This is a genomic window from Pseudarthrobacter sp. MDT1-56 (assembly GCF_059383555.1).
Map to the genome: position 1 here is coordinate 15,004 of NZ_JBWZCK010000009.1, position 25,845 is coordinate 40,848.

At 67.7% G+C, this 25,845-nt stretch carries 18 protein-coding genes; 5 read left to right on the forward strand and 13 right to left on the reverse strand.

Annotated elements, in window-relative coordinates; all coding sequences use genetic code 11:
• Window positions 1-220 precede the first annotated feature (220 nt).
• Window positions 221-1,540, forward strand: coding sequence for a cell division protein PerM (locus AC50YC_RS13335; protein ID WP_494954145.1), 1,320 nt, complete (start codon window positions 221-223; stop codon window positions 1,538-1,540).
• 28 nt (window positions 1,541-1,568) lie between these two features.
• Here AC50YC_RS13335 and AC50YC_RS13340 read toward each other — a convergent pair whose 3' ends face one another.
• Window positions 1,569-2,009 (reverse strand): hypothetical protein, encoded by a 441-nt coding sequence (locus AC50YC_RS13340; RefSeq protein ID WP_494953990.1) that lies wholly within the window; start codon window positions 2,007-2,009, stop codon window positions 1,569-1,571.
• Between the two features lie 39 nt (window positions 2,010-2,048).
• Here AC50YC_RS13340 and purN point away from each other — a divergent pair, with 39 nt between their 5' ends.
• Window positions 2,049-2,630, forward strand: coding sequence for a phosphoribosylglycinamide formyltransferase (purN, locus tag AC50YC_RS13345; protein ID WP_494953991.1), 582 nt, complete (start codon window positions 2,049-2,051; stop codon window positions 2,628-2,630).
• 117 nt (window positions 2,631-2,747) lie between these two features.
• On the opposite strand, the gene AC50YC_RS13350 is transcribed toward purN, so the two are convergent.
• Window positions 2,748-4,100 carry an MFS transporter gene (locus AC50YC_RS13350; protein ID WP_354173328.1) on the reverse strand — a complete coding sequence of 451 codons (1,353 nt, stop codon included), beginning with the start codon at window positions 4,098-4,100 and terminating at the stop codon, window positions 2,748-2,750.
• A gap of 151 nt (window positions 4,101-4,251) precedes the next feature.
• On the opposite strand from AC50YC_RS13350, the gene purH reads away from it, so the two are divergent.
• On the forward strand, window positions 4,252-5,946 hold the full coding sequence (gene purH / locus AC50YC_RS13355) for a bifunctional phosphoribosylaminoimidazolecarboxamide formyltransferase/IMP cyclohydrolase (RefSeq protein WP_494953992.1): 1,695 nt from the start codon (window positions 4,252-4,254) through the stop codon (window positions 5,944-5,946).
• A gap of 843 nt (window positions 5,947-6,789) precedes the next feature.
• On the opposite strand, the gene AC50YC_RS13360 is transcribed toward purH, so the two are convergent.
• Complete coding sequence (locus AC50YC_RS13360) at window positions 6,790-7,791, reverse strand: trypsin-like serine peptidase (RefSeq protein ID WP_494953993.1); 1,002 nt, start codon at window positions 7,789-7,791, stop codon at window positions 6,790-6,792.
• Between the two features lie 247 nt (window positions 7,792-8,038).
• On the opposite strand from AC50YC_RS13360, the gene AC50YC_RS13365 reads away from it, so the two are divergent.
• Together AC50YC_RS13365 and AC50YC_RS13370 are read left to right on the forward strand one after the other, a co-directional pair.
• On the forward strand, window positions 8,039-10,258 hold the full coding sequence (locus tag AC50YC_RS13365) for an NADP-dependent isocitrate dehydrogenase (protein ID WP_494953994.1): 2,220 nt from the start codon (window positions 8,039-8,041) through the stop codon (window positions 10,256-10,258).
• A gap of 231 nt (window positions 10,259-10,489) precedes the next feature.
• Window positions 10,490-12,703 carry a catalase gene (locus AC50YC_RS13370; protein ID WP_494953995.1) on the forward strand — a complete coding sequence of 738 codons (2,214 nt, stop codon included), beginning with the start codon at window positions 10,490-10,492 and terminating at the stop codon, window positions 12,701-12,703.
• Window positions 12,704-12,832: 129 nt separating this feature from the next.
• On the opposite strand, the gene AC50YC_RS13375 is transcribed toward AC50YC_RS13370, so the two are convergent.
• From AC50YC_RS13375 to AC50YC_RS13420, 10 genes are all read right to left on the reverse strand, one after another.
• Window positions 12,833-13,411, reverse strand: coding sequence for a mucin-associated surface protein (locus AC50YC_RS13375; RefSeq protein ID WP_494953996.1), 579 nt, complete (start codon window positions 13,409-13,411; stop codon window positions 12,833-12,835).
• Window positions 13,408-14,616 carry a serine/threonine-protein kinase gene (locus AC50YC_RS13380; protein WP_494953997.1) on the reverse strand — a complete coding sequence of 403 codons (1,209 nt, stop codon included), beginning with the start codon at window positions 14,614-14,616 and terminating at the stop codon, window positions 13,408-13,410. The genes AC50YC_RS13375 and AC50YC_RS13380 overlap by 4 nt, the downstream gene beginning before the upstream one ends.
• Before the next feature lie 791 nt (window positions 14,617-15,407).
• Entirely contained in the window at window positions 15,408-16,673 is a 1,266-nt protein-coding gene (locus AC50YC_RS13385) for a hypothetical protein (protein ID WP_494953998.1), read from the reverse strand.
• Window positions 16,674-16,787: 114 nt separating this feature from the next.
• Window positions 16,788-17,858: a Gfo/Idh/MocA family protein gene (locus AC50YC_RS13390; protein ID WP_494953999.1), complete on the reverse strand. Its 1,071-nt coding sequence runs from the start codon at window positions 17,856-17,858 to the stop codon at window positions 16,788-16,790.
• Between the two features lie 149 nt (window positions 17,859-18,007).
• On the reverse strand, window positions 18,008-18,715 hold the full coding sequence (locus tag AC50YC_RS13395; protein ID WP_494954000.1) for an ABC transporter ATP-binding protein: 708 nt from the start codon (window positions 18,713-18,715) through the stop codon (window positions 18,008-18,010).
• A gap of 2 nt (window positions 18,716-18,717) precedes the next feature.
• Entirely contained in the window at window positions 18,718-20,151 is a 1,434-nt protein-coding gene (locus AC50YC_RS13400) for an ABC transporter permease (protein WP_494954001.1), read from the reverse strand.
• A 187-nt stretch (window positions 20,152-20,338) separates the two neighbouring features.
• Window positions 20,339-21,439 carry a substrate-binding domain-containing protein gene (locus AC50YC_RS13405; protein ID WP_494954002.1) on the reverse strand — a complete coding sequence of 367 codons (1,101 nt, stop codon included), beginning with the start codon at window positions 21,437-21,439 and terminating at the stop codon, window positions 20,339-20,341.
• Window positions 21,440-21,490: 51 nt separating this feature from the next.
• Window positions 21,491-22,759 (reverse strand): multiple monosaccharide ABC transporter permease, encoded by a 1,269-nt coding sequence (mmsB, locus tag AC50YC_RS13410; protein WP_494954003.1) that lies wholly within the window; start codon window positions 22,757-22,759, stop codon window positions 21,491-21,493.
• Between the two features lie 49 nt (window positions 22,760-22,808).
• Window positions 22,809-24,365 (reverse strand): multiple monosaccharide ABC transporter ATP-binding protein, encoded by a 1,557-nt coding sequence (gene mmsA, locus AC50YC_RS13415; RefSeq protein ID WP_494954004.1) that lies wholly within the window; start codon window positions 24,363-24,365, stop codon window positions 22,809-22,811.
• A gap of 131 nt (window positions 24,366-24,496) precedes the next feature.
• Complete coding sequence (locus AC50YC_RS13420) at window positions 24,497-25,687, reverse strand: ROK family transcriptional regulator (protein ID WP_494954005.1); 1,191 nt, start codon at window positions 25,685-25,687, stop codon at window positions 24,497-24,499.
• Window positions 25,688-25,845 lie beyond the last annotated feature (158 nt).

Consider the following 25,845-nt stretch of genomic DNA (forward strand, 5'->3'; position numbering starts at 1 on the left):
TGAGCGCCGTGTGCATGTGGAGATGCGGTAGTCATTTTCTGCCTCCAACCACTGATTGCGGACACTCCAATTTTACGGCGGAGTAGGGAAAAAAGCGCCGGCAAGGAGGGCAGTTGAATTCATCCCGGAACCCCGCAATACGCGCAAAATCCCGGTCAAATCGGCCGATTGAGCCTGTCGGAACGGGCAGGAACCCCCGCACATGGCACCATGGAACACGATGAAACTGCGCGCTGATCAGACCGGGGAACGTGGACTTCCGATGCCGTTGTGGCTGCAGGGAGCCCTTGAGTCCGCGCAGGCAGCCATTATCTCCGCCCTGGTGGTGGCCGCCCCGATCCTCGCCGTGTGGGCCACCGCCGGTTTCCTGAACGGCGCACCCGACGCCCTGGCCCGCCTCGCCGGCCAGGCATGGCTGCTGATCCATGGCGTCCCGCTGCTGCTGGACATCGTGGGCGCAGGCTCCGCGGCCGCCCAACCGCAGTCCGGCGTCCTTTCGCTTACCCCGCTGGGGCTCACCCTGATCCCGTTCCTGCTGGCCTGGCGCGCGGGCCGGCGGCTGGCCCGCGCCTCGTACACGGATCAGCTCTGGCAGGCGCTGCTCGGCTCCTGGCTGATGTACGCCGCATTCGGTCTGACCACCGGCTTTGTCTGCCGTACGGACGACGTCGGCGTGGGCCTCTGGTCCGCCGCCTTTATCCCGCTGATCCCGTTCGGGCTGGGCATGGTGATCGGCGCCCGCCGCGAGGCAGGTTCCTGGAGCCGCCTGATCGGCGTCGACGCCGTGGACTGGCTCGCCCGCACCAGCCAGCATTCACGCTGGGCCGGCTCCTACCTTGGGTCCGCGCTCAAGGCCGGATTCGTGGCGTTGATGGCGAGCCTGGCGATGTCCTGCGTGCTGCTCGCCGCCACCTTCTTCGTCCACTGGAACCTCGTGGTCGCGGTCTATGAAGCGCTCGACGCCGGAGCGACGGGAGGTGCCATGCTCACCATCGCGCAGCTCGGCTTCCTGCCCAACCTGGCGGTGTTCGCGCTCGCCTGGATCTCCGGTGCGGGCGTCGCCCTGGGCGTCGGCTCCCAGGCCGGGGCGCTGGGCACCGCCGTCGGGCCGCTGCCCTCAATCCCGGTGTTCGCGGCGCTGCCGGCCGGGCCGCTGGACTTCGCGGTGGCCGCGATGGTGGTGCCGGTCCTCGCCGGAACCCTGGCCGGCTGGTGGTTCCTGCGCGAAGGCGAAAACCACTTCGACGAATGGCTCTCCATCAAGATCCACGCCCGCTGGTTCACCGCCACGGTCTCCACCCTGGCGCTCGGCGTGATGGTCGGCAGCGTCGCCGGGCTGCTGGCAGCGGGCCTGGCCTGGCTGGCGAGCGGCTCCGCCGGGATCGGACGGCTCACGGAGATCGGACCCGACCCGCTCCGGACGGCACTGTTCGTGGCCGCGGAGGTGGGGATCGGCGTCGTGATCGGTTACGCCGCGGGACCGTGGCTGGAACGCCAGCAGAAGCTGCGCGAAGCGGACCTGGAGACGGCGTCCGTCTAACGCCGCCCGGCGGTTAGCGGAACCGCACTCAGCGGAACCGCGGCAGCGACTCTTCCAGCTGGGTCTGGCACATTGAGGCGGCCTGCTGGGTGAGGGCCTGGCGGCTGCACTGCTGGTAGTCCCGGACCTGGTTGAAGAACAGTGCCGAGGTCACGAGCAGCAGCACCTGGACGGCCAGGACCACCATCCCCGAAATCGTCCCGAACAGCACGAACTTGGATTCCTTGAGCTTGGCGTACCGGACCAGCACCATGATGCCCAGCACGATCGCGGCCACCGTCAGAAGTGCACTCAGCCAGAGGTAATTGATGTCCAGCTGGTAGACGAAGAACGACCCCAGCACCGCCACAACGAAGCTGCGGAACAGATTATGGGTCTTGGCCTGCGAGGCCTTGGCCGCGTCGCTGAGCGGGTGCTGGCCTTGCGGCTGGCCGCCCTTGCTGCCGGCGGAGTCGTTCGGGGGATTCATGGTTTCCAGCCTACGCGAGCGGCCCCATAAGCTAGGACAATGCGCATCGTAGTCCTCGTCTCCGGCACCGGCTCCAACCTCCAGGCCGTCATCGACGCCGTGCACGAGGGCAGGCTCGACGTCGAGATCGCCGCCGTCGGCGCGGACCGGCCCGGAACCTTCGGGGTGGAGCGCTCGGCCGCCGCCGGAATCCCGACCTTCGTGGTGGACTTCAAGGCCTACCCGGACCGGGCAGCCTGGAACGCCGCGCTCACCGACACCGTGGCCGGGTACTCGCCCGACGTCGTCGTGTCCTCGGGGTTCATGCGGATCGTCAGCGCGGACTTCATCGACGCGTTCGGCGGCAAATACCTCAACACCCACCCGGCCCTGCTGCCCTCGTTCCCCGGCGCGCACGGGGTCCGCGACGCGCTGGCCTACGGCGTGAAGGTCACCGGCTGCACGGTGCACTGGGCCGACGCCGGGGTGGACACGGGCCCGATCGTTGCCCAGGAAGCCGTGGCGGTCGCGGACGGCGAGACCGAGGAGTCCCTGCACGAACGGATCAAGGTGGTGGAGCGCAGGCTGCTGGTTTCCACCTTGGCCTCCCTCGCCACCGCGGAAACCCCCGCCCCCGCCTGAACACACGCCTGAACACCCCGTTGCGCTATCACTTTTGGTGCCTCTGAGCCCCTCAGAAGCACCAAAAGTGACAGGGCAAACCGAGGGGAGGGGCGCAACCGGGCGCAGTCCGGCGGCTTAGGCGAGGTGGCGCTGCTTGGTCTCGGGGGCGAAGAACGCCATCCACAGCACACTCAGCAGCACCAGCACCCCGGCGATGGCGAACGAGGTCGCGAGGCCCAGTTCCGGCCAGAGGAACGCCGCGAAGATCAGCGGGCCGAAGCCGGCGCCGAGCCGGGAGAACGTCGAGGCCCAGCCGAAGCCCGAACCGCGCAGCTCCGTCGGATACAGCTCCGAGACATAGGCGTAGAGCACCGGGATGGCCACCTGCACCACAAAGCCGAACACCAGCAGCCAGAACACGGCCGCCGTCGGGATGTCCACCACGATCGCCACGATCACCAGGGTCAGCGCGGACAGCGGGCCGGTGATCGCCAGGATCCATTTCCGGCCCACCCGCTCCACCAGCAGCGCGGCCACCACCACGCCCAGGAGCCCGACGGCGGCCATGGAGGCGGTGGTAAGGAAGGCCTTGTACTCCTCGAAGCCGGCGCCGATCAGGATCCGCGGCATCCAGGTCAACGACAGGTAGTAGACCAGCAGGATGCTGAAGAACAGCGACCAGGCCGCCGTCGTGATCTTCCAGTCGTACTGCCAGAGCAGGCGCAGCTGGGTCCAGGCGCTGCCGGCGGAGAGCCGCGGCGCGTCCTGCGCCTCGGGCAGGCTGTAGACGCGGGGCTCGGCGCCGGTCGCCGCGACGAGGTCATCGATCACCTTGGCGGCCTCCTCCCGGCGGCCCTTGCGGATCAGGAACAGCGGGGATTCGGGGACGCTGCGGCGGACCCAGAACACCAGCAGCGCCGGCAGCACCATCACCAGCATGGTCAGCCGCCAGTCCCCGTACAGGGCCACGAGCCCGGCGGACACGAACCCGCACAATGCGGCGCCGATCGGCCACCAGCCGTCCATCGCGGTGAGGACCTTGCCGCGCTGCTTGCGGGGCGTGAACTCGCCCACCAGCGCGTAGTCCACCGGGATGCAGCCGCCCAGGCCGAAGCCGGCCATAAATCGGAACGCGACAAACCAGAGGAAATCGGGGGAGAAGGCGCCGAGCACGGTGAAGAGCGAGAAGATCAGCAGGGTGGCGGTGAAGGCCTTCTTGCGCCCGATGGTGTCCGCGATGGTGCCCCAGATGAAGGCGCCCAGGGCCATGCCGATCAGGTTCGAGGCCCCGATCCAGGCGGCCTCGCCCGGGGTGAGGGACCAGTGCTTGGACAGCAACGGGATCAGGATGCCGTTGAGCGTGACGTCCCAGGCATCGAACATAAAGCCCAGGCCGCCGATCAGGAAGATCCGGCCCTGCACTTTCCAACGCCACGGCAGTTCCTGGACCACCTGTTCGCCGCTGGGCACAGTGGTGTACGTATTCATCTCAGCCTCCTGGGAAAACTCTACGTGGCCCGGGGAGCAGGTGCGGTGCGCTTCATACTCCGGCGCGCGGGAAGGCCCGGCGCGCTGACGCGATAAACTGGCCGCATCCCCACCACCCGCGGCCCCGCCGCGATATAAGACGGAGACTTTTGTGAGCTTCACGCCGCTTGACCGTGTATCCATCGACCGTGTTCCCATCCGCCGGGCCCTGATTTCGGTCTACGACAAGACCGGTCTGGAGGAGCTCGCGAGGGGCCTGCACGACGCCGGCGTCAAGATCGTCTCCACCGGCTCCACCGCCAAGAAGATCGCCGCCGCCGGTATCCCGGTGCAGGAAGTCGAAGAAGTCACCGGCTCCCCGGAAATGCTCGACGGCCGGGTCAAGACCCTGCACCCGCGCGTCCACGGCGGCATCCTCGCCGACCGCCGCGTCCCGGCCCACATGGACACGCTCACGTCGATGGACATCGAACCGTTCGACCTTGTCGTCGTGAACCTCTACCCCTTCGTGGAAACCGTGAAGTCGGGCGCTGCGCAGGACGACGTCGTCGAGCAGATCGACATCGGCGGCCCCGCGATGGTGCGCTCCGCCGCGAAGAACCACGCCGCCGTCGCGATTGTGGTGGACCCGTCCTCGTACCACGACGTCGTTGCCGCCGCCGCTTCCGGCGGCTTTGACCTGAAGACCCGACGCCGGCTCGCCGCCAAGGCCTTCGCTCACACCGCCACTTACGACACCGCCGTGGCCAGCTGGACCGCGAGCCAGTTCCTCGATGAGGACGGCGACGGCGTTATCGACTGGCCCGCCTACGCCGGCCTGGCGCTTGAGCGTTCCGAGGTGCTCCGTTACGGCGAAAACCCGCACCAGCAGGCCGCCCTCTACGTGGACAAAGCCGCCCCGGCGGGCATCGCGCAGGCCGACCAGCTGCACGGCAAGGCGATGAGCTACAACAACTTCGTCGACGCCGACGCCGCCCTGCGCGCCGCGTTCGACTTCGCCGAGCCCGCCGTCGCGATCATCAAGCACGCCAACCCCTGCGGCGTGGCCGTGGGTTCGGCCTCCGCCGCGGACCCCATCGCTGACGCGCACGCCAAGGCGCACGCCTGCGACCCTGTCTCCGCGTTCGGCGGTGTGATTGCGGCCAACCGCACGGTCACCGCCGGCATGGCCCGGACCGTCGCCGGCATCTTCACGGAGGTCGTCATTGCCCCAGGCTTCGAGGACGAGGCCGTGGAGATCCTGTCCAAGAAGAAGAACATCCGCCTCCTCGCCCTGCCCGAGGGCTACGGCCGCTATCCCTCCGAAATCCGCCAGGTCTCCGGCGGTGTGCTGGTGCAGATGTCGGACCGGGTCGACGCCGAGGGCGACAACCCGGCCAACTGGACCCTCGCCGCCGGTGAGGCCGCCGACGCCGGCACCCTGGCCGATCTTGCCTTCGCCTGGACCGCCTGCCGCGCGGCGAAGTCCAACGCCATCCTGCTGGCAAACCACGGTGCCTCCGTGGGCATCGGCATGGGCCAGGTCAACCGGCTCGACTCCTGCAAGCTCGCCGTCGAGCGCGCCAACTCCCTGGGTGTGAGCGTGGACTCCGACGTCGAGGGCGCCGGCGGTGCAGCTGGTCCGTCGACAGCAGAGGCGAGCGGGGCACCCGAGCGTGCCCGCGGTGCCGTGGCGGCGTCGGACGCGTTCTTCCCGTTCGCCGATGGCCTGCAGATCCTGATCGACGCCGGCGTCCGCGCCGTCGTCCAGCCCGGCGGCTCGGTCCGCGACGAGGAAGTCATCGCCGCAGCCAACGCCGCGGGCATCACGATGTACTTCACCGGCGCGCGGCACTTCTTCCACTAAGAGGCCGCGCTGAATCCTCACGGGTTCCGCACACTGCTTCAGCACGAATGGACATGCCCTCCCTTTACCGGAGGGCATGTCCATTTTTCGTGGCTACGGGTGGGCGTATTGGGTCTATGTCCATGCTCCGGGCGTTGCGGGGGACATATCCCGTGGTGCGGGGAGGACCAGGCTCGCGCGCGGAGTCGGCCGGGGGACATGCTCAGTCTTCGAGCTAAGGACTGGGCATATTGGGACTATGTCCATGCTCCGGGCGTTGCGAGGGACATATCCCGTGGTGCGGGGAGGACCAGGCTCGCGCGCGGAGTCGTGGGTTGGGGACATGCTCAGTCTTCGAGCCGAGGACTGGGCACTTTGGGATTATGTCCATGCTCCGGGCCTTGCGGGGGACATTTCCCGTGGTGCGGGGAGGACCAGGCTCGCGCGCGGAGTCGTGGGCCGGGGGACATGCTCATTGTTCGAGCCGGGGACTGGGCACATTGGGACTATGTCCATGCTCCGGGCCCTGCGGGGGACATGTCCCGTGGTGCGGGGAGGACCAGGCTCGCGCGCGGAGTCGTGGGCCGGGGGACATGCTCATTGTTCGAGCTAAGGACTGGGCATATTGGGACTATGTCCAAGCTCCGGGCCTTGCGGGGGACATGTCCTGTGGAGCCGGGGCATGCCGGGGGACATGTCCTGTGGTGCGGGGGTGCCGGGAACATGTCCAGCCATCCAGCCAGCCCGGGCCCGGCCCCTGATCACACGGCAACGCGGGGCCACCCGGTCCCATCCCCGCTGCTGGAGATGGGCCTCGAGTGACCCCGCGCTGGTGTGCGTGGTGCTGGGTGCGGGAAGCTCTACCTAGGAAGCGGCCGCGGTGCTGTAGGCCTGCTGGATGACGGAGCCCCAGTACGGGCCGTACATCGTGGTGGACTTGCTGCCGTAGCCGTAGCTGTTGACCGAGTTCTGGTAGCCGGTCGAGCTTGAGCCGATGAACCACGGGCCGCCCGAGGATCCGCCGGTCATGTTGCAGGGGATGCCCTGGGAGTTGAACTGCGGGTTGTAGGGATCGTTCGTGGCGGTGCCGCTGCAGCTCTTCAGGGACTCACCGTTGAAGGGCCGGGCTGCGGGGTAGCCGAACGCCTTGTAGCTCAGGCCGCGGGCGGCGTTGAACTCCAGGCCCGAGGCCCCCACGACGTCCGAAAGCGTCTGGCCGTTGAGCGGGTTCATGACCGCGAAGCCGGTGTCGTACGTCATGTCGCCGCCGGAGCTCCACTGGGTGGGCGCGTGGAGGGACTTGGCCGTCCACATGCCGTAGGGAGCGGATCCGTTGAGGTAGGCCGGGACAAAGGTGAACTTGGTGGCGAAGGCGCCGGGACCCTCGTTGAGGCAGTGCCCGGCCGTGGAAACGGTGTTCCTGTTCGTGGAGGAGACCGAGTTGCCGGAGCAAACGTAGTTTGAGCCGCCCAGGGTGAAGAAGACCTTGCCGATGTGCTTGACCGGGGTTTCGCTCGCGTTCGCCTTGCTCTGGATCTCCTTCGCCTGCAGGCTCGGCGCCTGGGACTCGACGGTGCTGGGCGCCCCCGCTTCCGCCGGGCGGTTCACGGCGGTCTTGGAGTTGGCGCTCCTCTGCATGGCCTTCTCGGCCAGGACGTCGCCGGGGATGGCGTTGCGCATCCGCTCTTCCGTCCAGTACTCCGCTCCGCCGGTCTCGACGACGGTGTGGCTGCTGACCCCCGACGTTTCCGCTGGTGCGTTGCCGGGTGCCGGGGCGGCGCTCGCTGCGCCCGCAGCGCTCAGAGCCAACAGTGCCGCTGCCGAGAGGCTGAGGAGGCTGGTGGCCAGAGTCTTGGGTGTTCTCATGGTTGTCCTAACCGGTGGAAAGCGGGGCGGCTGCCGGTGGTGGCCGCTGTGATGGGAACGAAACTACGGGAGTTTGACGGGCTTGTAAAGCATATTGTCAATTCTTGTCACGATATGTTGCTGGCGTCACGGAGCCGCTGGCGTACGACGCCGGTAGGCGGCAACCCTACTCCCTCGGGTAAGTTAGGTGTGTTGAATTGGCACAAAATTCCGGAAATACCCAGACCTTCAGGGAGACGCCCGAGCAATGGCAAAGATTATCTATACCCACACCGACGAAGCGCCGATGCTGGCCACCTATTCGTTCTTGCCGATTGTTGAAGCCTTCGCTTCGACGGCCGGTGTGGAAGTGGAGACCCGCGACATTTCGCTGGCCGGCCGCATCATCGCCGCGTTCGGCGACTACCTCACCGAAGAGCAGCGCGTCACTGACGCCTTGGCTGAACTTGGCGGCCTCGTGAAGAAGCCCGAAGCCAACATCATCAAGCTGCCGAACATCAGCGCCTCGACGCCGCAGCTGAAGGCCGCCATCGCGGAGCTCCAGGGCCAGGGCTACGCCCTCCCGGACTACCCGGACAACCCCTCCTCGGACGAAGAGACGGACATCCGCTCCCGCTACGACAAGATCAAGGGATCCGCCGTAAACCCGGTGCTGCGTGAAGGCAACTCCGACCGCCGCGCACCGCTCTCGGTCAAAGCCTACGCCCGCCAGAACCCGCACAGCATGGGCGCCTGGACCGCCGAGTCCAAGACCAACGTCGCCACCATGGACGCCGATGACTTCCGCTCCAACGAGAAGTCCGTGGTCATCAAGGCTGACGGTAACGTCAAGATCCAGCTGGTCAAGGAGGACGGCACGGTCAAGATCCTCAAGCGGGCTTTCCCCGTACTCGCCGGCGAGATCATCGACGGCACCGTGATGCGCGCCGCCGCCCTGGACAACTTCCTTGCAGCCCAGGTTGCCCGCGCGAAGGAAGACGGTGTGCTGTTCTCCGCCCACCTCAAGGCGACCATGATGAAGGTCTCGGACCCGATCATCTTCGGTCACGTCGTCAAGGCGTACTTCGCCGAGCTCTTTGACACCTACGGCGCCCAGATCGCCGCAGCCGGCCTGAGCCCCAACAACGGCCTGGCCTCGATCCTCAACGGCCTCGAGGATCTCCCCGAGGAGATCCGCGGCGACGTCGAGGCGGCTATCAAGAAGGGCCTGAACGAGGGCCCCGAGCTGGCCATGGTCGATTCCGACAAGGGCATCACCAACCTGCACGTGCCTTCGGACGTGATTGTGGACGCCTCCATGCCGGCCATGATCCGCAGCTCCGGCCACATGTGGGGCCGCGACGGCCAGGAAGCCGACACGCTCGCCGTCCTTCCGGACAGCAGCTACGCCAGCATCTACCAGGTCGTCATCGATGACTGCCGTGCCCACGGCGCCTTCGACCCGACCACCATGGGCACCGTCCCGAACGTCGGCCTGATGGCGCAGGCCGCCGAGGAATACGGCAGCCACGACAAGACTTTCGAGATCCAGTCCGCCGGCACCGTCCAGCTGATTGACGACGCCGGCACCGTCCTGATCGAGCACCAGGTCGCCCCGGGCGACATCTGGCGCGCCTGCCAGACCAAGGATGTCCCGGTCCGTGACTGGGTCAAGCTGGCCGTCACCCGCGCCCGCGCCTCCGCCATGCCGGCGATTTTCTGGCTGGACAAGGGCCGCGCCCACGACGCCCAGATGATCGCGAAGGTTGAGGAGTACCTCAAGGAGTACGACACCGAGGGCCTGCAGATCGGCATCATGTCCCCGGAGGAGGCCACGGCCTTCACCCTGGAGCGCATCCGCAAGGGCGAGGACACCATCTCGGTGACCGGCAACGTGCTGCGCGACTACCTCACGGACCTTTTCCCGATCCTGGAACTGGGTACCAGCGCCAAGATGCTCTCGGTGGTGCCGCTGATCAACGGCGGTGGCCTCTTCGAAACCGGCGCCGGTGGCTCCGCCCCGAAGCACGTGCAGCAGCTGCTCAAGGAAAACCACCTGCGCTGGGACAGCCTGGGTGAGTTCCTGGCCCTGGCCGTCAGCTTCGAGCACCTGGCCACGTCCACGGGCAACGCCCGCGCACAGATCCTTGCCGACACCCTGGACCGCGCCACCGGCACCTTCCTGCTGGAGGACAAGTCCCCGAAGCGCAGGGCCGGCGAGCTCGACAACCGCGGCAGCCACTTCTACCTGGCCAAGTTCTGGGCCCAGGAACTGTCCCGTCAGGCCGACGACGCCGAGCTGGCCGCTGCGTTCGCCGCCGTCTCCGGCGCGCTGGACTCCGCAGAGGAGACCATCCTCGGCGAGCTCCTTGCCGTCCAGGGCTCCCCGGTGGACCTCGGCGGGTACTACCACCCGGACGAAGCCAAGGTCACCGCGGCTATGCGGCCCTCGGCGAAGTTCAGCGACGTGCTGTCCATGCTCGGCTAGTTCCGCTGAGCCGGCCTCCTGCCGGCAGTTTCACCCCGAATGGGCGTTTTACCCCGAACGGCGCACCGGAGATTTCCGGTGCGCCGTTCGGCGTTTTATGGGATCGGCCACCGGATGACTGTTGCCTGGGAGGACGCCGTCACCTAGTGTACTAAGCAAGCTTAGTTTCGGCTGGCGCGCCACAGGGCCGCCGGTTCGGGGCCAAGGTTGCCTACCCTGAGGAGTCGTCGCATGCCAGCAGAGCGCAACATCCAGATCCCCGGTGCCGTCTCCGTGGAACCGCCCACGCTGGAGGAGCCCACCACGCCGCGGGAACCCCTTCCGCCCAAGCCTGACCAGCAGGGACCCGAGGCCGTGTCACCGACCGGCAGCCCCACCGGCGCCCCGGTGAACTCGCGGGCACAGTCCGGCGCCTATCTCACCACGGCCCAGGGGCTCCGGCTTTCGGACACGGACCATTCGCTGAAGGCCGGACGGCGCGGCCCGGTGCTGCTCCAGGACCACCACCTGCGCGAGAAGATCACGCACTTCGACCACGAGCGCATTCCGGAACGTGTGGTCCACGCCCGCGGCGCCGGAGCGCACGGCGTCTTCCGGTCCTACGGTTCGGCGTCGAACATCACCCGCGCCGGGTTCCTGGCCAAGGACGTCGAGACGCCCGTCTTTGTTCGCTTCTCCACCGTGCTGGGCTCCCGCGGTTCGGCCGACACCGTCCGGGACACCCGCGGTTTCGCCACCAAGTTCTACACGGACGAGGGCACCTTCGATCTCGTGGGCAACAACATCCCGGTCTTCTTCATCCAGGACGGCATCAAGTTCCCGGATATTGTCCACGCCGCAAAACCGCACCCGGACCGCGAAATTCCGCAGGCCCAGAGCGCCCACGACACCTTCTGGGACTTCGTCTCGCTGCATACAGAAGCCCAGGCCCACACCATGTGGAACATGTCCGACCGTGCCCTCCCGCGCTCCTACCGCACCATGGAGGGGTTCGGCGTCCACACCTTCCGCTTCGTCGACGGCGAGGGCACCACGAGCCTGGTGAAGTTCCACTGGAAGCCGAAGCAGGGCGTGCATTCACTGCTCTGGGAGGAAGCCCAGCTGATCAACGGCATGGACCCGGACTTCCACCGGCGGGACCTGGCGGACGCGATCGAGGCTGGCGCTTACCCGCAGTGGGAACTCGGCGTGCAGGTCTTCCCGGACACGGAGGAGGAGTTCTTCGAGGGGATCGACCTGCTCGACCCGACGAAGTTTGTCCCCGAGGAACTCGCGCCCGTCCAGCCGATCGGCATCATGACCCTGAACGCCAACCCGGTGAACTACTTCGCCGAAACCGAGCAGGTCGCCTTCCACCCCGGCCACCTTGTCCCGGGCATCGACGTGACCAACGATCCGCTGCTGCAGGTCCGGCTGTTCTCCTACATCGACACCCAGATCAGCCGGCTGGGCGGCCCCAACTTCAGCCAGCTCCCGATCAACCGGCCGCACGCCCCCGTCAACGACATGCTGCGCGACGGCATGCACCAGACGGCGGTGCACGGGGGAGCAGCGCCCTACCACCCGAACTCGCTCGACGGCGGCTGCCCGTTCCTGGCCGGCGCCGACCTCGGGGCGTTCATCGACGTCCCGGAAGAACTCGCCGCCGCGGTCAAGGAACGGAAGTCGCCCGCATCCTTCGATGACCACTACAGCCAGGCGCGGCTGTTCTTCCGCAGCCTGACCCCGGTGGAACAGGACCACGTCATCCAGGCGTACACCTTCGAACTGGGGAAGTGCCGCGAGGAGACCGTCCGCCAGCGCCAGCTGCTGGCACTGGCCAACATCGACCCCGACCTGTGCACGGCCGTGGCATCCGGACTCGGCATGCCCGCCCCGCAGGCCAGCGAACAGGTGGAAGATACGGCGCCGAGCCCGGCGGTCTCCCAACTGGGAGGCTCCTGGCCGGTGGCCGGCCGGGTGGTGGGAATCATCGCCGATGAGGACAGTGACCTGGACGCCGTTCAGGCTGCCCGGGTCGCCCTCGACGCAGCCGGGATCGTACCGCTCGTGATCGCCCCGGCCGGCGGCTTCCTCGGCGGAGCCGACGGCGGCATCCCGGTTCAGCGGACCTATCTCACGGCCCGCTCGACCGAGTTCGACGCCGTGCTGGTTGCCGCTTCGGGGGCGCCGGCGAAGGATGCCGCGCAGGGACGGGACGCCAAAGCCGGCGAGCCGGGGGCATCGCTTGACCCCCGTGTTGTGCTGCTGCTTTCGGAGATGTTCCGCCACGCCAAGGCAATCGGCGGCTGGGGCCCGGCCGTCACGTGCCTTGCCGGGGCAAGCATCCCGCCGGATGCTGCGGGAATCGCCTTGGGGGAGGGGCCCGACGACGTCGTGGCGCAGCTCACCGGGCTGCTCGCTGCACACCGGGCATGGGAACGCTTCCCGGCGACCGGGGTCTAGACCCCCAACGACGCCCTCGCAACCCTTCGGCCGCAGGGCTCGGAGGATGGACGGAAACTAAGGAGGGAGCAGCCCCGCGGGGCTGCTCCCTCCTTCGTGTTCCGGCCCGCCGGCATGGCAAGGGTCGTACTAGTCGTCGTTCTTGCCCTTGCCCTTGCCCTTGCCATTGTCGGCAGGCGGCGCGGGAGCAACGGCGGGCGGGGGAGCTGCCGCTGCCGCAGCGGCCGCCGCCGCGGCTGCCGCGTCCGCTTCGGCCTGCGCTGCGGCTGCCGCGGCCTGCGCTGCCGCTTCCTGTTCGGCGGCAACCCGGGCGGCTTCGGCTGCGGCCTCAGCTTGGGCCTGCAGGGCGCCGAGGTCCGCGCGGACGGTATCGACAGACTTCCGGATGCTCTGGTGCCGTATAAAGGACACCTCACCACGGGCGGCCGCCTCGTCCAGCTTCAGCACGAGCTCGTCAAGGTGTTTCAGCGACGCCGCCGGATCATTCGCCGCGGCGGCCTCGGTCACGGCAAGGACCTGGGACTGGAGTTGCCGGGCGGCGTCACGGTCTAGTTCCGGCGCGGCGGCGCAGCCAGCCAGGGCGCCGGTGAGCAGGACCGTGCCGAGGAGCCAACCCGCGAGGAGCGGACGGATGCGGCGCGGACGGGCGCCGCTGGGGCGGGAGCCGCTGGGCCGGGTACCCTGGGCCGGCGGAGTGGTCAGGTTCATGGTTCCACGCTCTTCTGCAGCTCCTGAAGGTGCTGTCCAAGGTCCCCGGTCACGGCCGGATAGGGGACGACGTCGGGTGGAGCCGGCGCTGCGAGGGCGACGGCGGCCGTGACGGCGCCCGTCACGAGCGCCAGGAGCGCGAGGGACAGCAGGATCTGGGTGCGGCGGCGGGCCAGACGGAAGCGCGAGGCGGTCCGGGACCTCCAGGAGCCGCGCCGCGCCTGCGGGGTGGTGACCGCATCCGGGTCCAGCAGGAATCCGGCCGGGGCACCGGTGCCGGCATTGGCGCCGTTGCTGGTGGCGGCAGCGGGGGAGGACAGAGGAGCGGCAAGGGAGCCGGTGGGGGCGTCTGGTCCGGCGGAGGGCCGCCGCGGGGGCCGGGCCGGCGGGGCAGGCAGGACGCGGGTGCGTTCTTCGGCGAGGAGCCCGGGAAGTGCCTCGGGCGAGATCAAGGCATGCCGCAGCGCCACTTCGAGGTCCGCGGCGGACGGACGGTCCAGGGGATCCAGGGCTGTCATGGCCCGGATCAGTGTGGCCCATTCCGCGGGCACAGAGTCGGGGATGGCCGGGGCCCGGTGCAGTCTCGCGACGGCGGATTCCACGGCGCTGCCGGGGTACTCGAGCTCACCCTTGATGCACTCCAGCAGGACCAGCCCCAGGGAGTAAATGTCGCTGGCCGGCCCCAGGTCGGCGCCGCGGGACTGTTCCGGGCTCAAATACGCGGCGGTTCCCACCATGGTGCCGGTAGCCGTTAGACGGGTCCCATCCACCATGCGGGCGATCCCGAAGTCGGTGAGTTTCGGACGCAGGGGCTCTCCGGGCCGGACCGTAACGAGCAGGATGTTGGCCGGCTTGATGTCCCGGTGGACAATGCCGAGCGAGTGGACGTAGGCCAGGGCGTCCGACACGCCGGCTCCGATGACGGCGATCTCGGCCAGCGGAAGCGGGCTGTGCCGGATCCGGGCGCGAAGGTCCTGCCCGTCCACCAGTTCCATGGTCAGGAACGGCCGCGGTTCCTCCGGGATACGGGTGTCCGTGCCGGCATCGAAGAGGGTCACCAGGCTCGGATGGTTCAGGGTGGCCAGGAGTTCGATTTCGGCTTCCTGGCGCCGGAGTTCGTCAGGGTCGGCGGACTGCGGGGCAAACAGCTTAAGTGCCACGTCGCGGCCGAGGTTCACGTCTTTGGCGCTATAGACGGACGCCATTCCGCCCCGTCCAATCACGTCCCCGAGTTGGTAGCGGCCGCTCAAGAGCTCTGCCGTGACGCTATTGGGCGAACTTCTGTCCACGCTGTCCACGCTGTCCCCGTCCCTTCCCCCGTGCGCCACGGCGGCGCCCCTCAAGAATGATACCGGGATGGGTATCGGCTCCGCGCACTGCGGCCGCGGACCGGCGGCCGCAGTGCGCGTGGATGCTGGCGTATCCTGCAACAGTCGTTGAGTCCCCCAGCGGACCCAACGACGGATTGCTTTTCCGGAGCCTGCGAGGTCGTTGAGTCCCCCAGCGGACCCAACGACGGATTGCTTTTCCGGAGCCTGCGAGGTCGTTGAGTCCCCCAGCGGACCCAACGACNNNGCGGACCCAACGACGGACTGCTTTTCCGGAGCCTGCGAGGCCGTTGAGTCCCCCAGCGGACCCAACGACGGACTGCTTTTCCGGAGCCCGCGAGGCCGTTGAGTCCCCCAGCGGACCCAACGACTTCACTCCGGACTCACAAGACCCGCGCAGAAGCGGCAGAGACCCTAAGGCGGGCGTTCCTGGGCGTGCGGGGACGGTTTGCGGCGCGTCAGGGGTCCGGCCGGGCGGGCCGGCGCAGCGTGCAGCGCCGCGGGCGCTGAAGGCGTCCGTTCGTTGGCGGGGGAAGCGGGAGGGCAAAATGGTGCGCCGGAATACCGGCAGCGGACGGTGCCGTCCATTGGGGGTCTCCTGAATGACTGTTGGCGGGCGCGCAGGGCAGCCCGAGTGGCCGTGCTCTGTGGAGGGCAGAGACGGCTAACTAGTCAGGAGATGAACCGGGGTCAGCGGCGACGGCTGAGTGCACGTGCTGCAGCGGACCACGGATTGGATCAGCGCCGGCTGTGGGAATGACCAAGTAAGGGCTGGGAAGCCAGGCGGCGCCGCCGGCGGGTCCGCCGGTGGAGGCGCTGTTTCCGGATCCAGAGCCGGGAGCCGCGGGCAACGCATCGGGAGCGGGCAGACCTGTCCCGTTGGGCAAGCGGGTGGGGCTGTCGTCGCCGGCAGGTGATGGCGGCACGGTGCCCTCCGGAATGGCGCCCGCCGGGGGAGCGCCTTCGTTTTGCTGGCCGTCCGCTCTCGGCCGGACAGCAGTGTCCAGGGCCGGGAGGTATAGGCCGGTTCCGAACACCTCGATGCCTGGCGCGGGCGGGGGTTCCTGCAAAGCAGCCAGGAGATCGCGCGTGACGTCGCAGCCTGCCGGGACCTCGGATTCCGCAGCGGGCACGGGGTCCGGGGGAATGGGAACCGGCGCCGGGGCCAACAGGCCCGGGAACGCGGAATCAAGGAGGACCAAGTCCGGAACTGCCGGTCCGGCCGGCGGAACCGGCGGCGCGGCCGGCAGCCGGTCCGTTGCCGCCGGGTCGGCTGGTGCCGTCGGTGACGGATCAGGGACCAGCGCCGTGGGCGACGGGGAAGGGGCCGGGGAAGTGACGGGCAGTGTTGGCTCGGGATCGACGACGGGTGCGGTCGGATCCGGTGCGGGAGCCGGGTACGTGACGGCCGGGTCCGGAGCGGGCGAGGGCGTGGGGCCGGAATCAGTCGGCGTGGGGGTTGGCGTCGGGTCGGTGACCGGCTCGGACACGGGGTCGGGAGTCGGCGGGGTGGTCGGCAGCGTTGTAGGTTCGGGTTCCGGCGCCGGGGTAGTCGGCAGGGCAGTGGGCTCGGGGTCGGGAGCCGGAACCGGAACGGGCTCGGTCGGGAGGATCGGTGCCGGCTCCACGGTGGAGGCCGGGGCCGTGACCGGGGCCGTGGCCCAGTGTGTTTCCGCGGGAGCGACGCTGGCCCCGACTGCGGTATCGCCTACTGCTGAGGCTGGTGGCGGTGCGAGTGTTGGCGCGGCAACGTCGGGCGCATTGGCCGCGATGGTTTCCGAGACAGTGACGTCGGTCGTGGGAGCGGGGGTGGCAGCATCGTCCGCGCTGGCAGCCGTTGCCGAGAGAACCAGCCAGGCGAGTCCGGCGGCGCCGCCCAGGATGACCCGCCGGAGTGGACGGCGCGGGCGTAGCGGGACTGTTGCTGCGTCCACTCGCACACCCCATTTCCCGGAAAGGTCGACGGTTCCCTATAGGGTAAGTCCGCGCGCGGGGGCGAGTCCATAGCGCGCCGCAAACTCTAAGGGCTCAGGCGGCGCAGGCGCCCGTCACCGCGCGTCATTCGGATAACTCACGCCCAGCTGGGCGCGCACCCCGTCGAACAGCCGCATGGTGTTGAGGGAGTCCTCAAGCGGCATCACGGGGCTCTCGGTGAGTCCGTGCTGGATGCACCGGGTCACCTCGCGCAGTTCGTAGCTGTAGCCCCGGCCGACGACGTCAAAGGACTCGCTGCGGGTTTCGTCGAAGCCGACCCGTACCAGGAGCTCCTTGGGATTGTTGATCGATCCGATGGCCTGCAGGAACCCCTCGCTGCCGGCCACCGTGGCCGTCCGGGGACCGTGCGCCAGCAGGGATGAGGTCAGTTGCGCCTGGGCGCCGTGGTGGTAGCCGAGGGTCAGCGCGTTCTGGGCGTCCACGCCGTCGTCGTTCAGCCAGCCGGTGGCACTGACGGTCTGCGGGAAGCCCAAGGTTCCCAGCGCCCAGAGCAGCGGGTACACCGTGAGGTCCAGCAGGGCCCCGCCGCCGTCCTTGAGGGCCCAAAGGCGCGAGACGGGCGAGTACGGCGCCGGGAAGCCCAGATCCGCTCCTACCCACTTGACCTCGCCGATCTCGCCGGAAGCCGCGATCTCGAAGGCCCGCTGCATGCTGGGCAGGAAGCGGCTCCACATGGCCTCCATCAGGAACAGGCCCTTGGCCCGCGCCAGCGACACCAGCTCGGCGGCCTCCCGGGCATTGACGGTGAGCGCCTTCTCGCACAGCACGTGTTTGCCGGCGGTCAGGGCCGCCAGCGCGATTTCGTGGTGGTGGGCGTGCGGCGTGGCGACGTACACGACGTCGACGTCGTCGTTGGCGAGCAGCCGTTCATAGCCGGCCTGCCCGTTGTTGTCCCCGTACGCCCGGGCAAAGCCGAAATCCGTGGCGAAGGCGTCCGCTGCCGCCTGGCTGCGCGAACTGACCGCGTAGAGCTCGGCATCGGGAAGGAGCTCCAGGTCGCGGGTTACGGACGCCGCGATGCCTCCCGTGGCGATGACGCCCCAGCGCAGCCTGGCGCCGGTTGCTGTGCGGGGATCGGTGTCCGGCTGGCTGAACAGCCAGGGTGTTGCGATGTGGGCGGTCATGGAGTCATCTTCTCACCCGGGTACGGAAGATCCGGCTGTGCACGCCGTGCGGGCTGTTACGCCGGCGGAGGGGCCGCGGAGGCCGGAGTGGGTCGAGGGTCCCGCCTCCGGCTTCCGCGGCGGCTGTGCGCCAGTTGCGGCGCGGGTCGCTACGCGGGGGCCCCTGCCACGGCCCGGCCGCGCGCCGGCTCCTCGGTCAGCCGGCCCTGCTGGAGCCGGAACCGCCGCTCGGTCTTGTTGGCCAGCGAACGGTCATGGGTCACCACGAGGATGGTGGTGTTGTGGTCCCGGCTGAGCGAGCTGAGGAGCTCAATGATGTGTTCCCCGGTCTGTTCGTCCAGGTTGCCCGTGGGCTCATCAGCGAGGATCAGCTTCGGCGAATTGGCCAGCGCACGGGCAATCGCCACCCGCTGCTGCTCGCCGCCGGAGAGCCGGTTGATGCGGCGCCCATGCTTGTCCGGATCGAGCTGCACCTGCTCCAGCAACTCCCGGGCACGCTCCAGCCGGGCGGCCTTCCGGACCCCGGCGAACTCCATCGGCAGCATGACGTTGTCCACCGCGGAGAGGTTCGGGATCAGGTTGAACTGCTGGAACACAAAGCCGATGTCGCGCCTCCGGTATTCGGTGAGCTTGCTGTCCGGCATGCCGGCCAGGCTCACGCCGTTGACGAGCACATCCCCGCTTGTCGGTTTGTCGAGGGCGCCAAGCAGGGACAGCAGGGTGCTCTTGCCGCTGCCGCTCTTGCCCACGATCGAGGCCAGGGTGCCCTGCTCGAGCACGAAGCTGACATCGTTGACCGGCTTGATGGTGCGGTCGCCGGACTTGAACGTGCGGACCAGGTTTTTGACTTCGATCATGGCTACTCTCCTTGGAGGACTTCGATGGGACGGATGCGGGCAGTGAGCAGGGCCGGCACCAGCGCCCCGATGACGGCGACGCCAAACACGGCGGCAACTCCCGCGGCGATGACGCCGGGGGAGGCGCTCGCAGTCACGGAGGTCAGCAGCTGGCCGGCCCCGCCGAAGGGGTTCTCGCCGGGAATCCCGCCGGGCACCCCGGTGCCCCCGCGCTGCCCGGCCATGGTGGTGGCGGTGGCCGTGGCGGTGTTGGAACTGATCAGCACGGAGGCGATACCGCCGCTGGCGAAGGACGCGACGGCGGCACCCACCACACTGCCCAGGGCGACGAGGACCAGCGCCTCCAGGACGAACTGCAGGCCGATGGTGCGGTTCGGGGCGCCGATCGCCTTCAGCACACCGATTTCCCGGCGGCGCTCGCGGACCAGCATGACCATGATCAGCAGGATGATCAGGCCCGCGGTGGCCAGGGCCGCCACGAAGGCGATGAAGGAGATGTTCTTGACGCTGTCGAGCGAGCTGACCGCGGTTTCGAGGTTGCGCTGGCCCTGGCTGACATCCGCCGCGTCGGTGCCGAGCGCTGCCTGCAACGCCGTCTTGGCGGCGTCGACGTTCTCCAGGGAATTCACCGTGACGATCATCGTGGACAGCTCCCCGGGGAGTTCCGCGAGCGTCTGGGCAGTGGGGAGCGTGAGGTAGAGGGTGTTGTTGCCGAAGGCCGTGCCGGCGTCGAACAGGCCCGCCACGGTGAAGCTCTGGTCCTTGACGGTGAACGTCGAGCCGACGGCCAGCCCGTTCTTCTCGGCCAGGGTGGTGCCCAGCAGGGCGCCGGTGGAGGCCGCGGCGTAGTCGCCCAGGCCCGTGCCCTGCGTCAGTTCCAGGGCTTTGCCGGTGGCGTCTACCTCGGCTCCGATGCCGGTGGCCGTGATCGGCACGGAGAAGGCGGGCACGGGGGTGGAGGCTGCAGAACCGCCGGACGCACCCGTGCTGCCGTCCGCGGCCTGGTTGCGGGTGCCGAGCGTCCCGGCGTCGACGGCGGCGGTGAGGCTTGTGGTCACGGTGGCGGACTGCCCGCCGGGCCCGCCCTGGCTGCCTGGACCGCCCTGCCCGCCCGCCTGGGCGGCGGTATCGGCGTTGCGGAGCCGCAGCGCCTTGGTGCCGACGACGGTGCTCACGTTGGGCACCGTGGCCGCTGTGGCGGCTTGTTCGGCGGTCAGCGGCTCGCCGCCGCCTTCGAAGCCCTGGCCGCCGGCGGGATTGACGGTCAGCACGGTGCCCACCGATGCGTTCAGCTCCGCGACCTTCCCCGCGACGGCCTGGTTGGCCACCAGCATGGCCAGCGCGAGGCCGATGGCAACCGCCAGCACGGCCACCACGGCCGCTGTTCGGACCTTGTTTCTGAAGGCGTTGCCTATACTCCGGGCAAGGACGCTCACGTGACTCCTAGGGATCTCAGACCGGCCGGTATGGCCGGCGGCTCATCCCAGAGTGGTACGGGCTGCTGTGCGGATCGCCCTCCGGAGCTATGGATCCGCTGTGAAGCGCGGCGGGACGCCAGGCAGCAAAAAGCCCCGGCCCGCCAGGTGGCGGGGCCGGGGCCCTTTGTTGACTAAAACGAACGAATTACTTCGTCAGCGGCCCGAGTACCGGATCGTTGACGTAGGCCGTCTTGACGTTCTCCTGCGTCACGATGACTGGCTCCAGCAGGTACGCCGGAACAACCTTTACCGTGTTGTTGTAGGACTTGTCATCGTTGATCTCAGGCGTCTTGCCGGCCTGGAGGTCCTTGACCATGGTGATTGCATGCTCCACGAGCTTGCTGGTGTCCTTATTGATGGTGGAGTACTGCTCGCCGGCCATGATGGACTTCACGGACTCAACTTCGGAGTCCTGCCCGGTGATGACCGGAAGCGGCTTGCCGGCAGCCTTGACCGAGGTCAGGACGGCGCGGGCCAGCGTGTCATTCGGGGACAGCACACCGTCGAGCGATTCCGTGCCGTAGCTGCCGGTCAGCAGGGTGTCGGCACGACGCTGAGCGTTCTCTGCCTTCCAGCCCTGGGTCACGGCCTGCTCGAACGTCGTCTGGCCGGACAGCACCTTAAGGGTGCCGTCGTCGATCTTCGGCTTCAGGACGCTCATGGCGCCGTCGAAGAAGACCTTCGCGTTGGCGTCATCCGGGGAACCGGCGAAGAGCTCAATGTTGTACGGGCCTTCCGGCTTCTTGGCCTTCATGCCGTCCAGCAGGGCCTGGCCCTGGAGTTCACCGACCTTGAAGTTGTCGTAGGCCACGTAGTAGTCCACGTTGGCGGTGTTCAGGAGCAGACGGTCATACGCGATGATCGTGGCGCCGGATTCCTTGGCCTGCTGAAGCTGGGTACCCAGCTGTGCACCGTCGATGGCACCGACGATGATGACCTTGGCGCCCTTGGTGATCATGGCACTGATCTGGTTCTGCTGTTCCGAAACGCCGCCGTTGGCGAACTGCACGTCCGGCTTGAAGCCGGCAGTCTTGAGGCCGTCGTTGAAGAGCGTCTCCGCCAGGACCCAGTTTTCGCTGGTCTTCTGGGGGAGTGCGACGCCGATCATGGAGTCTTTCGGGAACGCTTCGCCGCCGGCGGTGGAACCGCCGGTGGTGCCGGTGTCGGCGCGGCCGCAGGCTGTCAGCGCCAGTGCCGCAATAGCAGCGATTGCTGCTGCCTTTCCTGCTTTACCAATCATTCGCATTGCTTGGTTCACTTTCTTTAGATGGTGTACGGAGAATCGTGATGGAGAGGATCAGATGCCCTTGGAGATGACCTCTTTGGTGGAAGTGGTCTCGTCGGGCTTCATCTCGCTGCTGCGGCCGAAGTTCTTGAACATCAGCCCGATGATGGATTTTTTGCCCTGGGACTTGTTGTAGACGTCGAACGCAACGGCGATCAGGAGCACGAGGCCCTTGATGATCTGGGTCAGGTCGGCGCCGACGCCGAGGAGCTGCAGGCCGTTGTTCAGCACGGCCATCACCAGGCCGCCGACGATCGAGCCGATCACGGTGCCGACGCCGCCGGTCACCGCTGCGCCGCCGATGAACACGGCCGCGATGGCGTCCAGTTCCCAGCCGACGCCGTCGAACGGGCCCGAGGCGGTGGAACGGCCGACGAAGATCATGCCGGCGAGGCCGGCCAGGACGGACATGTTCATCATCACCAGGAAGTTGACCTTCTTGGACTGCACGCCGGAGAGCTCGGCGGCGTGCCGGTTGCCGCCGACCGCGTAGATGTGGCGGCCGATGACGGTCTTGGAGGAGATGAACCCGTAGATGATCACGAGCGCTGCCAGGATCAGGCCCGGGATCGGGAAGGACGTGCCCGGCCGGCCGGTGGCGAACAGGTACGTTGCGTAGAGGATGGCGCCGCAGATCAGGACCAGCTTGGTGATGCTGACCCAGGCTTCGGGCACCTCGGCGCCGAGCGCCTTGGCGTTCCGGCGGGAGCGGATCTCACTGAAGACCACAAAGGCGACGGCGAGCAGGCCCAGCAGCAGGGTGAGGTTGTTGTAGCCCGTGCTCGGCCCGATCTCGGGCAGGTAGCCGGAGCCGATCTTCTGGAAGTCGGCGGGCACCGGGATGGTGTTCGACTTGCCGACGTACTGGTTGGCGCCGCGGAAGATCAGCATGCCGGCCAGTGTGACGATGAACGCCGGGATGCCGACGTAGGCCGTCCAGAACCCTTGCCAGGCGCCGATCAGCACGCCCAGCAGCAGCCCCATCAGGATTCCGAGGTACCAGGGGATGCCCCAGTCCCGGATAAAGAGGGCCACGCAAACGCCCACGAACGCCGCAACCGAACCAACAGAGAGGTCGATGTGGCCGGCAATGATCACCAGGACCATGCCAATGGCAAGGATCAGGATGTAGGAGTTGCCGTTGAAGAGGTTGATGACGTTGCCCGGGGTGAGCGTCCGGCCATCGGTTGCAATCTGGAAGAAGATGATCAGGGCCACCAGGGCGAAGATCATGCCGAATTGGCGGGTGTTGCCGCCAAAGAGCTTCTTGAGCGCGTTCATTGTTTCAGTCCTTGTTTCCGGAGTGTACGGAGCAGTTGGCCACAGCGGGTCAGGCAGTCTTGCGGGCGGAAGTCATGAGTTTCATAAGGGTTTCCTGGCTGGCTTCGTCCTTGTTGAGCACGCCAGTGATGGCGCCTTCGAAGATGGTGTAGATGCGGTCCGAGAGGCCCAGCAGCTCGGGCAGTTCCGAGGAAATCACGATGACGCCCTTCCCCTGGTTGGCCAGCTGCTGGATGATGCCGTAGATCTCGTACTTGGCGCCGACGTCGATCCCGCGGGTGGGTTCGTCCAGGATCAGCAGCTCGGGGTCGGTGAACATCCATTTCGCCAGCACCACCTTCTGCTGGTTGCCGCCGGAGAGTTTGGCCACGCCCTCCTCCACCGACGGGGCCTTGGTCCGCAGGGACTTGCGGTACTGCTCGGCGACCGTGAAGACCTTGTTAGCGTCAATCACGTTGTGCTTGCTGACTTTGCGCAGGTTGGCCGAGACCGTGGTGGCTTTGATGTCATCGAGCAGGTTCAGCCCCAGGGACTTGCGGTCCTCGGTGACGTAGCCGAGGCCGGCGTCGATGGCCTGCTTGACGCTCTTGAGCTCGACGTCCTTGCCGTCCATGTGGATCTGTCCGGAGAGGAACCGGCCGTAGGACCGGCCGAAGACGGAGCGGGCGAGCTCGGTGCGCCCGGCGCCCATCAGGCCGGCGAAGCCGACGATCTCGCCGCGGCGGACGAAGAAGTTGGAATTCTTGCAGACCATGCGGTCCTGGACCTGCGGGTGGCCCACGTTCCAGTTCTTGACCTCGAAGAAGACCTCGCCGATCTTCGGCTCGTGGTCCGGGAAGCGGGATTCCAGGGTCCGGCCCACCATGCCCTTGATGATGCGGTCCTCGTCGACGCCGTCGGCCTTGACGTCCAGGGTCTCAATCGATTTGCCGTCGCGGATGATGGTGATGGAGTCCGCGATCTGCTCGATCTCGTTCAGCTTGTGGGAAATGATGATCGAGGTGATGCCGCGGCCCTTCAGGCCGAGCATCAGGTCCAGCAGGTGCTGGGAGTCGGATTCGTTCAGGGCGGCCGTGGGCTCGTCGAGGATGAGCAGCTTCACCGACTTGTTCAGGGCCTTGGCGATTTCGACGAGCTGCTGCTTGCCGACGCCGATTTCCTTGATCGGGGTCTCCGGGTCCTCGCGGAGACCGACCCGTGCCAGCAGCTCGGTGGAGCGGATCCGGGCCTCGGCCCAGTCGATCACCCCGCGCTTGGTGGGTTCGTTACCCAGGAAGATGTTCTCCATGATGGACAGCTCGGGGATCAGGGCGAGTTCCTGGTGGATGATCACGATGCCGGCGTGCTCGCTGGCCCGGATGTCCTTGAACTGCTGGACTTCGCTCTGGTACACGATGTCGCCGTCGTAGCTGCCGAAGGGGTAAACCCCGGAGAGCACTTTCATTAGGGTGGACTTGCCGGCGCCGTTCTCACCGCAGATCGCGTGGATCTCACCGGCCTTTACCCGCAGGTTCACCTCGGACAATGCTTTAACGCCGGGGAACTCTTTGGTGATGGAGCGCATCTCGAGAATTATCGGATCGCTGTGCGTGTTGAGGGACGTCATCTGCCCTTACGCCTCCAATGCATGACTTCGTTGTCCGCCCCTGCAAACCGCAGGGTCGTCTGATGGAAAAGTAAACTGGATCACAGGCCTTGTCGTCAAGTCTTTAACGCAACGGCCCGATAACGAAAAGCTCAGCCGCGCCGGATTCCGGCGTGCTGGAAGACCAGCGCGGTGGCGCCCAGTGCCTCGGCCCGGTCCCCCAGGGAGGACATCGTGAGCGTTGTAGTCTCGCCGATGACGGGCACGGCGTGCCGGACCAGGCCCCGCCGGATCGGGTCCAGCAGCAGCTCGCCAAGTCCCGCCAGCGGGCCGCCGACCACAATCACTTCGGGGTTGATCAGGTTGGCCACATTGCCCAGCGCACGGCCGACGGCGAGTCCGGCGTCGTCCACCACCCGCAGGGTCGCGGAGTCCCGGGCGAGGGCCTTGCGGACAATGTCCTCCGGGGTGAGTGGCGCGTCCTCGCCGCGGCCCAGGAGCTCAATCATGGTGGTGGTCGAGGCGATGGTTTCCAGGCAGCCGCGGTTCCCGCAGCGGCAGACCAGCCCGTGCTCGTGGATGGTCGCGTGGCCGATTTCGCCGGTGATGCCCACGTTGCCGTAGTAGGGCATTCCGTTCAGGATCAGCCCCGCGCCGATGCCGGATCCGATCTTGAGGAACAACAGGTTGCTGATGCCGGTGTGCGGCCCCCAGGTGACCTCCGACAGGGCGCCCAGGTTGGCGTCGTTGTCGAGGAAAACCGGGAGATCCAGTGCTTCCTCGAGGCGTTGCAGGATGTTGATGCCCACCCATTCGGGCAGGATGGCACCCTGCGCCACCGTTCCCGTGCGGCGGTCAATGGGGCCCGGGATGCCGACACCGGCGCCCACGACCGCGCTGCGTTCCACGCCGCTGCCGGCCAGGAGCCGGTCCAGCAGTCCGACGGCGGCAGTGATGCCCTCCTCGGCGTGGTGGCCCAGCGGGAGCAGGACCGAATCCTCGGCGATCACGTGGTAGCTCAGGGAGGCGAGGACTACGCGCAGGTGCCGGCGGCCGAAGTCGATGCCGACGGCGACGGCGCCGTTGCTGTTGAGCCGGACGTTCAGGGCCCGCCGGCCGGAGCTGGTGATCGGTTCGGTGGAGGCCAGTCCGGCGTCCTGCATGATCTTGACGATGTTCGAGACCGTGGCCGTGGAGAGGCCGGTCTGCCGTGCCAGTTCCGCCTGGGTAGAGGGCCCGGCGAGAAGGCATTCGATGATCCGCTGCTGGTTCAGATGCCGGAGCGCGGATTGTGATCCGGGGTTTTTGGTTCGGCTCCTCGTTGAGCGCGTTGGTGAGGGCATGCAATGAAGAGTGCCCCATCCGCGTCTTGTAGTCAAGAAGTTAACGCATGGCGGGTCGGAAGTCCGCTGGCGGGGCCGGTGCGGGGTTCGGCGCGGGGCCCGACGCCGTCTCTGCCGCAGCGCCCGCCGTGCCCTGCGGGGCATTCTGTCCTGCTCCC